A 13,698-nucleotide genomic window follows, 5' to 3' on the forward strand; every position below is an offset into this window, starting at 1 on the left:
GGTCATCCCCCCATGAAACAGATGGCGCTGGACATCGGTCTGGCTCCCGTGCCCACGCTCACCAATTTCGTGGCTGCCGGCAACGAAGCTGCGCTGGAGCATTTACGCCTGTGGGCTGGCAATCCGCTGCGTTCGCCGGTGCCGACGTTCCTGTGGGGCGACGGCGGCAGTGGCAAGACGCACCTGCTGCGCGCGGTGCGCGAAGCCCTGCGCGACCACGGCAGCCGGGTCGGCTGGATCGACGCCGCCACGCTGCACCCCGGCGAGTACGACGAACACTGGGACGCCGTGCTGTTCGACGATTGCCAGCTCTACACCGCCGAACAGCAGGCCACCGCATTCAACTGGTTTGTCAACGCCCAGAGCCCGGCGCTCGGGCCCGCGCGCTGGGTGCTGGCCGCCGCTGACCGGCCACCGGCCGACCTGCAGCTGCGCGAAGACCTGCGAACGCGGCTGGGCTGGGGCCATGTGTTCCAGCTGCACGCGCTGGGCGAGACCGAACGCCGCGCCGTGCTGCGCCGCGCGGCCGACGAGCGCGGCGTGTTCCTCGGCGACGAAGTCATGGACTTCATGCTCACCCGCTTCTCGCGCGACCTCTCCAGCCTGATGATGCTGCTCGACCAGCTCGACGCCTACGCCCTGCGCACCCAGCGCGCGATCACCATCCCGCTGATCAAATCCATGCTGGAAAACGAATGAACCTGGCTCTTTTCGATCTCGATCACACCCTCATCCCCATCGATTCCGACTATTCTTGGGGTCAGTTCACCGTGACCCTGGGCTGGCGCGATGCCGAAACCCACACCCGGGCGAACGACGCCTTTTACGAGCAGTACAAGGCCGGCACGCTGGACATCCACGAATACATCCGTTTCTCCGTGGCGCCCCTGGCCGAACACGGCGCCAAGAAGTCCGACGCCGCGCACCGCCGCTTCATGGACGAGGTGATCCGCCCGGCCATGAAACCCGTTGCTTTCGATCTCGTGCGCCAGCACCAGGACGCCGGCGACACGGTGATCATCGTCACCGCCACCAACGAATTCGTCACCCGTCCGATCGCCGAAGCCTTCGGGGTGGACGAGCTGATCGCCATCGATCTGGAGCGCGATGCGCAGGGTGAACCCACCGGCGCGATCCGGGGCACACCGTCGTTTCGCGAGGGCAAGGTCGCGCGTGTGGAACAATGGCTGGCTGCGCGCGGCCATTCCTGGGCCAGCGTGGCGCACAGCACCTTCTACAGCGACTCCATCAACGACCTGCCGCTGCTGGAAAAAGTGCACGAGCCCGTCGCGACCAACCCGGACGCCCGGCTCCGGCCCATCGCCAGCGAGCGGGGCTGGCGCATCCTGAACCTATTCGAATGATCAAAAAATTCATCGACAAGCTGCTCGGCAAAGCCAGTGGCTCCAAAAACGCCAAGATTTCCAAGTTCGGCAAACGCGAAGACGTGCCGGTGTCGGTGCACGGCATCGACCGCAGCCTGGTGGACCAGCGCGCGCTGGACGTAGTGCACACGCTCAAGCAGGCCGGCTTCGAGGCCTACATCGTGGGCGGTGCGGTGCGCGACCTGCTGCTGGGTCTGCGCCCCAAGGACTTTGACGTTGCCACCAGCGCCACGCCCGAGCAGGTGAAGAGCCTGTTCCGCCGCGCCTTCATCATCGGCCGGCGCTTTCGCATCGTGCACGTGGTCTACGGCCGTGGCCGCGAACACGAGATGATCGAAGTCTCGACCTTCCGCGCCTACCTCGATAGCGCCGACGCCGAGCAGGTGAGCGGCAACGAGCGCACCAGCAAGGGCGAGCTCGCCAGCATGAAGCACGCGGTGGACGCCAGCGGGCGCGTGCTGCGCGACAACGTCTGGGGCCCGATCGAGCAGGACGCTGCGCGCCGCGACTTTTCCATCAACGCGATGTACTACGACCCGGAATCCCAGGTCGTGGTCGATTTCCACAACGGCATCCGCGACGCCAAGAAGCTCACCCTGCGCATGATCGGCGACGCCGCCACGCGCTACCGCGAAGACCCGGTGCGCATCATCCGCGCCGTGCGTTTTGCCGCCAAGCTCAGCGGCCTGGGTTTCAAGTTCGACGCCAAGACCCTGGCGCCGCTCGCTTCGTCGCGCAACTTGCTGGCCGACGTGCCGCAGAGCCGCCTGTTTGACGAAATGCTCAAGCTGCTGCAGACCGGTCATTCGCTGGACAGCGTGGCTCAGCTCAAGGCCGTGGGCCTGAACACCGGCATCTACCCGCTGCTCGACGTGGTGGTGGAGCGCGCCGACGATCCGTTCGTGAAACTGGCCCTGCAGGACACCGACCGCCGCGTCGGCGAAAGCAAGCCGGTGGCGCCGAGCTTTCTGCTGGCCTGCGTGTTGTGGGCCGATGTGCGCAAGGGCTGGAGCCAGCGCCTGCAGCCGCGCGGCAACCAGCGCCCGCCGCCGGCGTTTGGCGCCTTGCAGGACGCCGTGGACGAGGTGTTCGAGTCGCGCATTGGCGACGTCTCCGGCCGCGGCAAGCTTGGCGCCGACATGCGCGAGATCTGGATGATGCAGCCGCGCTTTGACAAGCGCGTGGGCACATCGCCGTTCAGCCTGGTGGACCAGGCACGCTTCCGTGCCGGCTTCGACTTCCTGCGCCTGCGTGCCCAGGTGGGCGAGATCGAAGAAGAGCTGGCCCACTGGTGGGAGACTTTCCAGAACGCCAGCGACGAAATCCGCGAAGACATGGTGGACGCGCAGCGCAAGGTCAACCAGCCCAAAGGCGGAGCTGGCGGCGCGCGCCGTGTGAAGCGCAGCGATGCCGATCACCCGGCCAGCGCAACCGAGCCGGATCCACGCTTCCGGGCGGCGGGTGAGGCTGACAACGACGAAGACGGCGACGACGACAACGCGCCGGCCGAAGCGGGCGCCTCCGCCGATGGCACGGCACCCGCCAAGAAGCGCCGCCGCCGCCGTCGCAAACCCGGTGGCGCAGGTGGTGCGGCCGGGCAGGGCGGCGCCACCGAAGGTTCCGGCGACTGATCTCGATCCGTGCAGGCCTGGGGCATGCCACAGCGCGATGAAGTCACGGCCTTTGTGGCGCTGGGCGCCAACCTCGGCGATCCGGCGCAGGCCCTGCGCGAGGCCTTGCGGTGCATGTCTGAAACCCCGGGCCTCCGGCTGGTGAGGACCTCCAGCGTGTACCGCACCGCGCCCATCGACTCCAGCGGCCCGGACTACCTCAACGCGGTGGCCGAGATCGCCACCACGCTCACCGCACCCGATCTGCTCACCACCCTGCAAGCGATCGAGCAGGGCGCAGGGCGAGAGCGTCCCTACCGCAACGCGCCGCGCACGCTGGATCTGGACCTGCTGCTGTACGGCAGCGCGCGCATCCATTCGGCGACGCTGATCGTGCCGCACCCGCGCATGGGGGAGCGGGCGTTTGTTTTGGTACCGCTATCTGAAATTGCACCCGAGCGGGTGACTGACGAAGCACTGGCCGCGGTATCAGGCCAAGGCATCCAGTGCATGTGAGGCCGTAGCCGGAGGGCGTGCCCGAACCCAGGATGCCATGGAACCGGCTCCGCCGGGCCACAGGCATCGCCCCCTTGAGGGGGTGACGCGAAGCGGCGCGGGGGGTGCTCCGTTCAAGGCGCCAGCCGCTCCCGCAGCCAGCCGCCATCGCCTTGCAGCGTGTAACGCAGGCGGTCGTGCAACCGGCTCTTGCGCCCTTGCCAGAACTGCCAGTTGTCGGGTTTGAGGCGGTAGCCGCCCCAGTGTGGCGGTCGGGGCGGTTGCAGCAGGAACTGCGCGCCGTATCTGGCGGCGTTGGTCACCAGCACGGTGCGGCTCTCGATCACCTCGCTCTGCGGACTGGCCCAGGCGCCAATCCGGCTGTCGAGGGGGCGGCTCTTGAAATACTCATCGCTCTCGGCGTCACTCACCTTTTCGACGAGGCCTTCGATGCGCACCACACGTTCCAGCTCAACCCAGTGGAACTGCAGCGCGGCATACGGGTTGCCGGCCAGCTCGCGGCCTTTCTGGCTCTGGTAGTTGGTGTACCAGACGATGCCCTGTTCGTCGTAGCCTTTGATCAGCACCACGCGGGTGCTCGGCCGCAGGTCGGAGCCCACGGTGGCGAGCGTCATGGCGTTGGGCTCGGGCACTTCGCTGTGGATGGCTTCGGTGAGCCATTGATCGAACTGTTTGAGCGGATCGGCCTGGGAAGCGGATTCGCTGAGTTCGGCTTTTTCGTAGCTTTTGCGCAGGTCGGCGATGTTCATGGAGCCAGTATAGGCAGCCGGGGGAGCGCGGCGCTTGCGCGCGGTCAATCGGCCACGTCTGACGGGGCGAGTCGGAGCAGGCGCTCCAGCGCGTGGTCTTCGATGCCGTGGGCGCGCAGGCCGTGCAGCGTCTGGCGGGCGTAGTCCAGCGTGCTGCCGTAGCGCCCGCGGCAGTGGGTGAAGATGTCGCGGTAGCGTTCGTCGTCGAGCGTGCCGGTGTAGTTGGGGCTGCGGCGCGACAGCGTGAAGGCCAGCGCCTGCACCGGGCCTTGTGCGGTCTGGCAGTGCAGCCACTTCGGGTCGTACACGGGGTTGGGCATTTCACGCGCCCAGAGCGTGGGAAACAGCGCCTCAACCTGGGCGTGGGGCACCCGCAGTGCCAGGCCCGTGCAGCTGCCGCCGCTCATCAGCGCGAACACCAGGCCGGGCCGCTCGGGAGTGCCGCGGTTGACCCGGCTCCACATCTGCAGGCAGCGGTGGTAGCCGTGCACCCGGGCCAGGCGCTGTTCGGTGGCCTCGAATTCGGGCCGCCAGACCAAGGAGGCGTAGCCGAACACCCACAGGTCGGGTGCGGGCCCCTGGCTGCGCCATTCGGCCAGTGTGTCGGCCATCATCCGGGCGCCGTCGCGACGGGTGGGGTCCCAGGTGTCGGGTCGGCGGGTTCGGGGGGCGGCTGGGGCAGGGTGCATGTCGGGGTGGGCCATTTAGAATGCGGGGTTTGATCGCACAGGCCTGTTGGCTGCATGTCCCTGGCCGGTTGCGAGCGGTGTTGATTTTCTCTTGCCCATTGTTCTTCAGGGAGTGTTTGCCCATGTTTTCTCAAGATGACGACCAGGACGTCCGCGTTGCAGCGGTGGTGCTGATGGCCGCCGTGTTGCTGGCCGTGGGCCTGGCGCTGGGCTTCGGCATCCACCATTCCCGCGGCACGGGTGGCGCCACCGGGACCGAGGAGGTGGCAGTGCCCGCCGCTCAAGCGGTAGCCGTTGAAGCGGTAGCCACCGCCGCAATGCCCGCCGCCGCGGCGCCCGTGGTCGCGGACGACGCCAGCGTGGTGATCGAAAACGGTGTGGTCACGTTTTATTTCGCCTCCGGAAAAGCCGAGCTGGCATCGGGCGCTCTCGACGCGCTGGACGATGCGATCACCGCAGCCAAGGGCGGCAAACGCCTGTTGCTCTCCGGCTTCCACGACGCCACCGGCAATCCCGTCCAGAACGCCGAGCTGGCCAAAAAACGCGCCCTCTCGGTGCGCGACGCCCTGGTGGGTGCGGGTGTGGCCGCCGCTTCGCTGGAGCTCAGGAAACCTGAAGAAGCCGTTGGCACCGGCAACGACGCCGAAGCCCGCCGTGTGGAAGTGATGATCGTTGACTGACCCCGGCGTTTCTCATCCGAAAGAAAGCCCGGCCAGATCCGGGCTTTTTTGCGGGCGCATGCAGCGCAGGCTGCAGATCAGCGCAGACCGGCGCCGCCCTCGGTTTCTGCGCGCTGGATCAATTCGATCTTGTAGCCGTCGGGGTCGGTCACGAAGGCGATCACCGTGCTGCCGCCCTTGACCGGGCCGGCCTCGCGCGTCACGTTGCCGCCCGCCGCCTTGATCTTTTCGCAGGCGGCGTAGGCGTCGGGCACGCCCAGGGCGATGTGGCCATAGGCCGTGCCCATGTCGTAGTGGTCGGTGTCCCAGTTCCAGGTGAGTTCGATCTCGGCCTGGCCGGGGTTGCCACCCTCGAAGCCCAGGAAGGCCAGTGAGTATTTGTATTCCGGGTTTTCGGATGTGCGCAGCAGCTGCATGCCCATCACCTGGGTGTAGAAGTCGATCGATCGCTGCAGGTTGCCCACGCGCAGCATGGTGTGAAGGAATCGCATATCGGGTGCTTTCGGGTCGGTTCGTGGACCGCGATTATGTCGTCGCGCCGCCCGCGGGTTTGTGCTGCAGGTCGAATACCAGGCAGGTCGTGGTGGCATGGGCGTAGAGCGTGCCGTCCGGGCCGACCAGCTGGGCGTCGGCGGTGGCGAGCTGGCGGCCGCAGTGGATCACGCGGCCGATGGCGCGCACGCGCTGCACCTTGGGGGTGAGCGCGCGCACGATGTTCACGCTCAGTTCGGCGGTGGTGTAGGCGCGGCCGGGCGGCATCCTGGTGTGCACCGCGCAGCCGAGCGCAGAGTCGAGCAGGGTGGCGAACCAGCCACCGTGCACCGTGCCCATGGGGTTGAAATGCTGCGGACCCGGCGTGCCCTGGAAGATGGCGCTGCCATCGCCCACTTCGACGATCAGGAAGTCCAGCGTTTTGGCGATGGCGGCGTAGGGAATCTCGCCCTGCAGCATGGCCTGCATCACTTCCAGACCGGTCTTGCCAGCGATCTGCTCGGGCCGGGCCACGCCGGGCCCGGGGCCGACGGCCAGCCGTTGCAGAATTTCTTGCTCCTGGGCCAGCCAGGTTTCCAGGGTGTCTGACGCGCTCATGGGGTTCTCCATAACAGTTGCATATGCATTGATTGTAGATACAATCAATTGCATGAACCCTGTCACCACCGCGTCAAGCCCCACAACCCCTGCGGTCAAGCCGCAGGGTTGCACCAATCTCAAGTTGCGCCAGCTGATGCGCCGCGTGGCGCAGCACTACGACAACGAGGTGGGCAAGTCGGGGCTGAAGGGCACGCAGTATTCGCTGCTGTCCTACGTGGTCAAGCTCGGGCCGATCCGGGCGGTGGATCTGGCCGCCGAGATGAAGGTCAGCACCTCGACCCTGTCGCGCAACCTGCAGCCGCTGGTGGCCGCGGGCTGGCTCGCGGTGGGGCCCGGCGCCGACGCGCGCAGCCTCCTGATCAGCGCCACCGAGGCTGGTCAGGCCAAGCGGGCAGAAGCCCAGCGGCGCTGGCGCGTCGCGCAGGAGGGCATCAACCGGGCGCTCGGCGTGGAACGCGTGGTGGCCCTGCACACCTTGCTGGACGAAGCCATGGCCTGTCTGTCACCGGTGGCCGGTGACGACGGGCTCAGCGTTTGAGTCCCACCAGCTCGCTGTAGGCCTGGCGCGTCTCCGGCGACACCGAAGCCACCAGCTGGGCGTACGGCGTCTGGTGGCGGGCGAGCACCCGCGCCGAGGCGGTGGTGCGGGAACGGCAATACCAGTGGCAGGTGTGCTGCATCAGGTACAGCTCGGCCAGCAGGGTGTAGGCGCGGTCGCGTTCGCTGCGCTGCGCCGGGTTGTCCACCGTTTGCTGGATGCCGCGGGCATGGATGCGCATGGCCTCGCGCAGATCGAAGCTGACACCCGGCAGCCAGCGGTCGGCGTAGGGCAGGGCGATGCGGTTGACGCGAAACGGCGTGGGCGCTTCTTTGGTCAGGTCCGCTGCAAAGCGCTGGAACTGGCTGGCGAGCGTGGTTTCGGTGGCCTGCTGCAGTTGCCAGATCTGCTGGCGGCGCTCGGGGTCTTTTTCGCTCAAAGCCCGCATGTAGCCCTCGCTCAGCCGTTCCATCAGTTTTTCGATCTGGAACTGGCCGAGGTGGCGCCCCAGCAGCTGGATGCGCTGGCGCTGGTCCGTGGTCTTGAGGATGAAGGCGCCGGCAAAGGCCAGCAGGCTGAGGGTGAAGAGATCCATGGGGAAACCGAGGGGCTTTGAGGGCTGCAGTGTAGTCACTGCGCCATGGCGTTGATGGTGAAGACCTCAGCTTGGTGGCGTGACTTGCCGATTCCATTCTGAAGATGACACGCCCACGGCGGCCGGTCAGCAGCGAAAATGGTGCTGCTTTCGGCGCCGTCGAAATGCCGGCCCCGACTTGTCCGACCCCACCCACCGTCCATGAGAGCCTCCTCCTCCGCCCCGTTTGCCCGTGTGGTCATTGGTTACGGCGTGGTCGCCTTGTTGTGGATTCTGTGGTCCGACGCGCTGGTGGAGTTGGTGTTCGAAAACATCGAGTTGCTCGCCGCAGCGCAAGCCTGGAAAGGCATGCTGTTCGTGCTGGTGACGACCGGATCGCTGTTCTGGTTCCGTGTCCAGGATTCTGTATACGAGGTCGATACCCGATGGCCGGCGCACCTTCCACGCCACCAAAGGTCCCTTGCACGATGAGTCGGGGACCATCGGTGTGTTTGGCACGGCCCGCGATATCACCGACATGGTGAACTTGCGGCACCAGTTGCAGGAGAGCGAAGAGCGCTACCGGCTGCTCCAGGACGTGTTCAGCCGCGTGACCGATGCCGTCGTGTCGATCGGACCCGACCAGCGTCTGGTGTATGCCAACGACAAGGCTGCGCGCCTGGTGGGATGGCAGTCGCCCCAGGACCTGCTGGGTCACATCTTCTGGGACGAGTTGCCGGCATCCCGGGGCACGGCGTTCGAGACGGCTTACTGGCGTGCGCGAGAAAGCGGCGAGGCCCTGAAGGTTGCAGACTGGTACGAGTCCAGGGGCGTGTGGCTGGAATTCGGTCTGTATCCGGCCGGGGAGGATGTCTCCGTCTGCATCACCGACATCACGGCGCGCAAGCAGGCCGAGCGTGAATGACTGCTCTCGACGGGGGGCAATCTCCCGGCGGCTGATGGCGCAGGAACGTTTCACGGTGCGGCGCATGGTCCAGACACTGCACGACCAGCCCGGGCAACAGCTCAGCAGCGCCCGGTTGCACCTGGATCTGGCTTGCGCGCGAGGCCGTCGGCACTGTCGACCACGCGCTGCCCGTGCAGGGCCTTGAACTGCTGGAGCAGTTGCCCGGTGCAGGCGGAGGGCCTCGGCCCGTCAGGCGCCGACTTTCACGCCCTTCCAGAACGCCACCCGGCCGCGGATGTGTTCCGCTTCGGGTTTCGGGTCCGGGTAGTACCAGGCGGCGTCGGGGTTGATTTCGCCATTGACCAGCAGCGAGTAGTAGCTCGCCTCGCCCTTCCAGGGGCAGCTGGTGCGGTGGTTGCTGAAGGTGACGTAGGCGCGGTTGAGGGCGCTTTCGGGGAAGTAGTGGTTGCCTTCTTCCAGCACCGTGTCGTCGCTTTCGGCCACGACGACGCCGTTCCAGGTGGCTTTCATGCGAGCGGCCTGGTCATTTGCTCTTTTCCTTGCCGCGCGGCACGACGGCCGTGACGGGTGGGGTCGGGCGGTCCGAAGTGGCCGGGCCTTTGGGTGCCGATGTGTCCTTCTTCGGTTTTTTCGACATCTTTTCGTTGCGTTGTTCTTTGCCCATGGGGATCTCCGTTGGTGACCGCTTTTCGCGGCGGGTAGACGCGGATGTTAAGCCACCGGTGCCGCTGCCGGCAGACCGCGTGGTGGGATCAGGGCGCCGACACGCCGAGCAGCTCCGCCAGAGCGGGCGTGGCCATTGCGCCGGCCTTGCTCACCACCTGACCGTTGCGTGCGTTCTTGGCCACGATGAAGGGCACCGCGTCGGCGCCCAGGCTGTCGAGCAACTGGGAGTTGGACTTGATCGCGGCTTCCACGTCGGCGGGCACATTCGCCGAAGCCGACATGCCGCCCTGTCCGGCGAGCAGCGATTGTTCGTGTTCGTTCATGGCCTGCGCCGGATCGCTCGCCTGCATCAGCGCCGCACCCTGGGGCAGGCTCTTGGGGCCGATGATGGCCACCGGCACCCAGATGAACTTCACCTTGGTGTTCAGCGGCTGACTGGCTTTCCAGAGCTGGCTGCAGTGCGGGCACTGCGGATCAAAGAGCACATAGACCGGGTTGGCCCCCATCAGCGCGCCCACGGTGAAGCCCTTGGCCCGGGCGGCGACCGCGTCGTAGGCCTGGGCCGGCGCCACGGTGGCCACGGCCGGCGCTGCGGCTTCTTCTTTGGAACATGCAGCGAGCAGCAGCGTGGAGGCCGCCAGAACGGCGAGGGAGAGGTGTCTGAAATTCATGGGATGGGCGACGTGTTGCCTGGCGGGGCCATCATCATCGCAGACATCGGGCACCGGGGGCGTGGCCACCCGATGCCCATGCACCCGGGGTGCGTCAATGGTTGAGGATGATGTTCGCGATCAGCCCGGTTGCGATGGCGATCAGCACGTAGTCGGTGCCCACCTGCACCCACTGGTGACCACGCGGGGGCGGCGCCAGACGGTGTCCGCGGTGGTCCACCACGAAATACTGGCGATGACGGTACTCGTAGGGAATGTAGTTGCCGCGGCGAAACTCGGGGCTGCGCGCGTTGTAGTAGCGGTGGTTGTTCCGGAAGTTCCGGTTGTTGCTGCGCGCATCGCGGCGGTCGTCGCGCCGGTCGAAGCGGTCGTTGCGGCGGTCATCGCGGCGTTCAACGCGGTCATTTCGGCGGTCGTCGCGTCTTTCGACGTGCTGGACCGGTTGCACGATGACGCGCACGTCGCTGCGCCTGTCACCGCGCTTGTCGTTCGACTGCGCGAAGGCGGACAGCGAGCTCAGTCCGAGTGTGGCGGCCAGCAGGGCACTGACGAGGGTTCTGGATTTCATGGAAGTACTCCTTGGGTTGGGGTGAGCGAATACTGACAGCAACTTGTGTCGCCCGGGTAAAGGCCGGGCACTCCGACTGCAAAGACAGGTAGCCAGGTGTTCGTCTGCTCCCCTTCCTTCCTCAGAGACCTGTCAGGGCCGCTTCCTTGGCGCGCATCTTGGCCGCGATGTATTCACCGTGTGTCACGTGCAGCAGCCCGGCGACCTTGCTGATGACGTGGTTTTCGTGGGCATCGATGTGGTCGTCGGCATATGCAACCTGCCACATCGCTTCGACCACACGCACCTTCTGCGCCTGGGTGAACCGCTCGTTGAGCTGGCTGGTGAAACGCTGGTAGTCGTAGGCGGTGTGGGCGGTGTCATGCGCCAGCTCCAGCAGCCGCTTCAGCTCCTCATCGTCGAGAGAAAACTTGCTGCGCAGCGCGTTCAGCACCGCGTCGAGCTCCGATTCGGCGATGGCCGGATCGGCCCGCATCACCTCGACCAGCAGCACCGCCGTGGCGAGTTGCAGGTCGTGCACCTGTTCGGCGGGTGACTGGTTGGCCGCGGGGGCCGTGAGCTGGGCGAGAAAGTCCTGGAGCGTCTTGAGCATGGTGCAGTGTGTGGGTGGTGTGCCAGTCAGGGTAGAGCGAGCGGGGGTGTGCGGGGTTCCCGAACAGGTGGCCGGGTTTCAGGCCTTCGCCCGCAGACCCTGCACCAGCGCGCCGATGGCGATGCCGGCGAGTGCCCACAGCAGGCTCCAGTTGCCCGTGCCCAGGCCCGCGATGGCCGGACCGGGGCACACGCCGCACAGGCCCCAGCCCACGCCAAACAAGGCCGAGCCCACCAGCGTGTCGCGGTTCCAGTGGGCGACGTGCTGGTGGAAATAGCCACCGAGCAGTGGGCTGGCGAGCAGGCGGGGAAGCAGCCGGTAGGCGAGCAGGGTCACGAGCACCGCACCGCCCATCACCAGCATCAGGCCAGCGTCCTGGAAACGCAGGAAGCTCAGCACCACCTCGGGTTGCACCATGGTGGAGAGCGCCAGGCCAAAACCGAACAGCGCGCCGCCCGCCAGCACGGCGAGGAATTTCATCGGACTCATGCCAACCCCCAGGCGACCAGGTTGGCCGTGATGAAGGCCGTGGCCATGAAGGTCAGCACCGCCAGCAGCGAGGGCAGCTGCAGCGAACCCAGGCCGCAGATGCCATGGCCCGAGGTGCAGCCGTTGCCCAGGCGCGCACCGTAGCCGACGAAGAAGCCGCCCAGCAGCAGCATCCACACCGGCACCCCGGTGGACAGCGGTGTGCCATCCGAAAAAACGAGCCACCAGACCAGCGCCCCCAGCACGAGTCCGGCCGCGTAGACCAGCCGCCAGCCGCGCGAACCGGTGAAGCGCGCCTGCTGGAAGAACGGCCGTCGTGACACGAAGGACCAGGAGCTGGTGAACACCGTGCTCATGCCGCCCACCAGGCCGGTGAACACGAACAGCAGCGACACGCCGGCGCCGATCAGCAGGCCGCCGAGCAGGTAGTGCTGCCAGCCCAGGGGGAAGAGGTTGGTGAGGGAGAGTTCCATGGCGGCGGATTATCCATGTCGGGCCTGCGCCCGATGACAGCTTGCTGCAGACGCCAAAGTGGCAACGGCATCAGGGGCATGGGCGCTGTTGGGCGCCGGATAATCGGCGACCACGGTGGCCGATCCGGTTCCACGTCTCCACGCTTATGCACACCCTTGAACAACTGCGCAGCGGCGCGCTCGCCGGCACGCGCCGGCTCGACCTGAGTTGCAGCCTGACCGAACTGCCCCCCGAGGTGCTGGATCTCGCCGACACGCTGGAGGTGCTCAACCTCACCGGCAACCGCCTGCGCGCACTGCCGCCCGACCTGGGCCGGCTGCAGCGGCTGAAGATCGTTTTCTGTTCCAGCAACGCGTTCACCCACCTGCCCGAGGTGCTGGGCGACTGCCCGGCGCTGGAGATGGTGGGCTTCAAGGCCAACCGCATCCAGCACGTGCCCGCCGCCGCGCTGCCGCCGAAGCTGCGCTGGCTCATCCTGACCGACAACGCCATCGGACAGCTGCCCGCCGAACTGGGCCGGCGCCCGGCGCTGCAAAAGCTCATGCTCGCGGGCAACCGCCTCGACGCGCTGCCGCCGGGGTTGGCGAACGCGCAGCGGCTGGAGCTGCTGCGCCTGTCGGCCAACCGCTTCAGCACGCTGCCCGGCTGGCTCACCCAACTGCCGCGCCTGGCCTGGCTGGCGCTGGCGGGCAACCCGCTGGGCTGGCATCGCGCGGCGCCCGCGCCGCTGCCCCGCATCGCCTGGGGCCGGCTGCGCGTGGCCGAGCGGCTGGGCGAGGGCGCTTCCGGTCACATCCACCGCGTGCACCTCGAAGACGCAACGGACGACGCGCTGGCGCTCAAGCTCTTCAAGGGTGCGGTCACCAGCGACGGCCTGCCCGAACACGAACTCGCCGCTTGCCAGGCTGCCGGGCAACACCCCGCGCTGTGCACGCCCAGCGCCGAACTGAGCGCGCACCCCGAAGGCGTGCACGGCATGCTGCTGCCGCTGCTGCCGCCCGAACTGGTGAACCTCGCCGGCCCGCCCAGCTTCGACAGCTGCACGCGCGACGTGTATGCGCCCGGCTTCACCCTGCCCGCCAGCGCCGCGCTGCGCGTGGCCCGCACCATGGCCAGCGCGCTGGCCCATCTGCACCAGCGCGGTGTGATGCACGGCGATTTCTACGCCCACAACATCCTCTGGAACCCGGCCAGCGGCGACGCCATGCTCAGCGATCTCGGCGGCGCAACGCTGTTGCCCGACGACCAGCCCGCGCTGCGCCGCGCCCTGCTGGCGCTGGACGTGCGCGCCTTCGGCTGCCTGCTGGAGGAACTGGTGGCCCATGCGCAGGGCGCTGGCGCCACGGCATCGCTGGCGCTGGACCGTCTGGCCGGTCTCGCCACCGCCTGCCTGCACACCGACCCGGCCGCGCGACCCGAGATGGCCGGCATCGCCGGCGAGCTCGACACCCTGGCCCGCTGAACAAGCCCGCCGTTT

21 protein-coding genes are annotated in these 13,698 nt (G+C 67.3%); 9 read left to right on the forward strand and 12 right to left on the reverse strand.

Translation table 11 applies throughout. The features are described 5' to 3' along the window. The first annotated feature begins 12 nt into the window (after window positions 1-12). The 4 genes from hda to folK are packed head-to-tail and all read left to right on the forward strand — an operon-like array spanning window position 13 to window position 3,511. On the forward strand, window positions 13-699 hold the full coding sequence (gene hda / locus AC0GNO_RS04550) for a DnaA regulatory inactivator Hda (protein ID WP_472889426.1): 687 nt from the start codon (window positions 13-15) through the stop codon (window positions 697-699). After that, window positions 696-1,364: a histidinol-phosphatase gene (locus AC0GNO_RS04555; protein ID WP_472903100.1), complete on the forward strand. Its 669-nt coding sequence runs from the start codon at window positions 696-698 to the stop codon at window positions 1,362-1,364. Before hda ends, AC0GNO_RS04555 begins: the two co-directional genes overlap by 4 nt. Further along, on the forward strand, window positions 1,361-3,016 hold the full coding sequence (gene pcnB / locus AC0GNO_RS04560) for a polynucleotide adenylyltransferase PcnB (RefSeq protein WP_472889376.1): 1,656 nt from the start codon (window positions 1,361-1,363) through the stop codon (window positions 3,014-3,016). Before AC0GNO_RS04555 ends, pcnB begins: the two co-directional genes overlap by 4 nt. A 24-nt stretch (window positions 3,017-3,040) precedes the next feature. Continuing rightward, window positions 3,041-3,511, forward strand: coding sequence for a 2-amino-4-hydroxy-6-hydroxymethyldihydropteridine diphosphokinase (gene folK, locus AC0GNO_RS04565; RefSeq protein WP_472903101.1), 471 nt, complete (start codon window positions 3,041-3,043; stop codon window positions 3,509-3,511). A 113-nt stretch (window positions 3,512-3,624) separates the two neighbouring features. On the opposite strand, the gene pdxH is transcribed toward folK, so the two are convergent. Continuing rightward, the gene (pdxH, locus tag AC0GNO_RS04570) at window positions 3,625-4,260 is read right to left on the reverse strand and encodes a pyridoxamine 5'-phosphate oxidase (protein WP_472889378.1); all 636 of its coding nucleotides are present in this window, start codon (window positions 4,258-4,260) and stop codon (window positions 3,625-3,627) included. Window positions 4,261-4,304: 44 nt separating this feature from the next. After that, window positions 4,305-4,964, reverse strand: a complete 660-nt coding sequence (locus AC0GNO_RS04575) for a gamma-glutamylcyclotransferase (protein WP_472903102.1) — start codon at window positions 4,962-4,964, stop codon at window positions 4,305-4,307. A gap of 107 nt (window positions 4,965-5,071) precedes the next feature. On the opposite strand from AC0GNO_RS04575, the gene AC0GNO_RS04580 reads away from it, so the two are divergent. Then, window positions 5,072-5,629 (forward strand): OmpA family protein, encoded by a 558-nt coding sequence (locus AC0GNO_RS04580; RefSeq protein WP_472903103.1) that lies wholly within the window; start codon window positions 5,072-5,074, stop codon window positions 5,627-5,629. Window positions 5,630-5,706: 77 nt separating this feature from the next. Here the strand turns inward: AC0GNO_RS04580 and gloA are convergent, their stop codons facing one another. Both gloA and AC0GNO_RS04590 read right to left on the reverse strand, forming a co-directional pair. After that, window positions 5,707-6,120, reverse strand: coding sequence for a lactoylglutathione lyase (gloA, locus tag AC0GNO_RS04585; RefSeq protein WP_472889381.1), 414 nt, complete (start codon window positions 6,118-6,120; stop codon window positions 5,707-5,709). A 34-nt stretch (window positions 6,121-6,154) separates the two neighbouring features. Next, a complete protein-coding gene (locus tag AC0GNO_RS04590) occupies window positions 6,155-6,718 on the reverse strand; it encodes a PaaI family thioesterase (protein ID WP_472903104.1) in 564 nt (187 codons plus the stop codon). Window positions 6,719-6,770: 52 nt separating this feature from the next. Between AC0GNO_RS04590 and AC0GNO_RS04595 the strand changes: the two genes are divergently transcribed. Continuing rightward, window positions 6,771-7,259, forward strand: a complete 489-nt coding sequence (locus AC0GNO_RS04595) for a MarR family winged helix-turn-helix transcriptional regulator (RefSeq protein ID WP_472903105.1) — start codon at window positions 6,771-6,773, stop codon at window positions 7,257-7,259. On the opposite strand, the gene AC0GNO_RS04600 is transcribed toward AC0GNO_RS04595, so the two are convergent. Then, window positions 7,249-7,854, reverse strand: a complete 606-nt coding sequence (locus AC0GNO_RS04600; RefSeq protein ID WP_472903106.1) for a hypothetical protein — start codon at window positions 7,852-7,854, stop codon at window positions 7,249-7,251. The genes AC0GNO_RS04595 and AC0GNO_RS04600 overlap by 11 nt on opposite strands. Window positions 7,855-8,055: 201 nt before the next feature. On the opposite strand from AC0GNO_RS04600, the gene AC0GNO_RS04605 reads away from it, so the two are divergent. After that, window positions 8,056-8,325 carry a hypothetical protein gene (locus AC0GNO_RS04605; RefSeq protein ID WP_472903107.1) on the forward strand — a complete coding sequence of 90 codons (270 nt, stop codon included), beginning with the start codon at window positions 8,056-8,058 and terminating at the stop codon, window positions 8,323-8,325. Continuing rightward, the gene (locus AC0GNO_RS04610; protein ID WP_472903108.1) at window positions 8,315-8,758 is read left to right on the forward strand and encodes a PAS domain-containing protein; all 444 of its coding nucleotides are present in this window, start codon (window positions 8,315-8,317) and stop codon (window positions 8,756-8,758) included. Before AC0GNO_RS04605 ends, AC0GNO_RS04610 begins: the two co-directional genes overlap by 11 nt. A 231-nt stretch (window positions 8,759-8,989) precedes the next feature. On the opposite strand, the gene AC0GNO_RS04615 is transcribed toward AC0GNO_RS04610, so the two are convergent. The 7 genes from AC0GNO_RS04615 to AC0GNO_RS04645 form a co-directional block, all read right to left on the reverse strand. After that, window positions 8,990-9,271, reverse strand: a complete 282-nt coding sequence (locus tag AC0GNO_RS04615) for a DUF427 domain-containing protein (protein ID WP_472903109.1) — start codon at window positions 9,269-9,271, stop codon at window positions 8,990-8,992. A gap of 13 nt (window positions 9,272-9,284) precedes the next feature. After that, window positions 9,285-9,425, reverse strand: coding sequence for a hypothetical protein (locus AC0GNO_RS04620; RefSeq protein WP_305278990.1), 141 nt, complete (start codon window positions 9,423-9,425; stop codon window positions 9,285-9,287). Window positions 9,426-9,513: 88 nt separating this feature from the next. Next, window positions 9,514-10,098, reverse strand: coding sequence for a thioredoxin fold domain-containing protein (locus tag AC0GNO_RS04625; RefSeq protein ID WP_472889388.1), 585 nt, complete (start codon window positions 10,096-10,098; stop codon window positions 9,514-9,516). 94 nt (window positions 10,099-10,192) lie between these two features. Next, entirely contained in the window at window positions 10,193-10,666 is a 474-nt protein-coding gene (locus tag AC0GNO_RS04630; protein WP_472903110.1) for an RcnB family protein, read from the reverse strand. A gap of 121 nt (window positions 10,667-10,787) precedes the next feature. After that, window positions 10,788-11,258, reverse strand: coding sequence for a tellurite resistance TerB family protein (locus AC0GNO_RS04635; protein ID WP_472903111.1), 471 nt, complete (start codon window positions 11,256-11,258; stop codon window positions 10,788-10,790). Between the two features lie 78 nt (window positions 11,259-11,336). Then, on the reverse strand, window positions 11,337-11,747 hold the full coding sequence (locus tag AC0GNO_RS04640) for a DUF6691 family protein (protein ID WP_472889391.1): 411 nt from the start codon (window positions 11,745-11,747) through the stop codon (window positions 11,337-11,339). Beyond that, the gene (locus AC0GNO_RS04645; protein ID WP_472903112.1) at window positions 11,744-12,220 is read right to left on the reverse strand and encodes a YeeE/YedE family protein; all 477 of its coding nucleotides are present in this window, start codon (window positions 12,218-12,220) and stop codon (window positions 11,744-11,746) included. Before AC0GNO_RS04645 ends, AC0GNO_RS04640 begins: the two co-directional genes overlap by 4 nt. 146 nt (window positions 12,221-12,366) lie before the next feature. On the opposite strand from AC0GNO_RS04645, the gene AC0GNO_RS04650 reads away from it, so the two are divergent. Then, window positions 12,367-13,683 carry a leucine-rich repeat-containing protein kinase family protein gene (locus AC0GNO_RS04650; RefSeq protein WP_472903113.1) on the forward strand — a complete coding sequence of 439 codons (1,317 nt, stop codon included), beginning with the start codon at window positions 12,367-12,369 and terminating at the stop codon, window positions 13,681-13,683. Window positions 13,684-13,698: the final 15 nt, after the last annotated feature.

The sequence above is a fragment of the Hydrogenophaga sp. L310 genome (genome assembly GCF_055703065.1).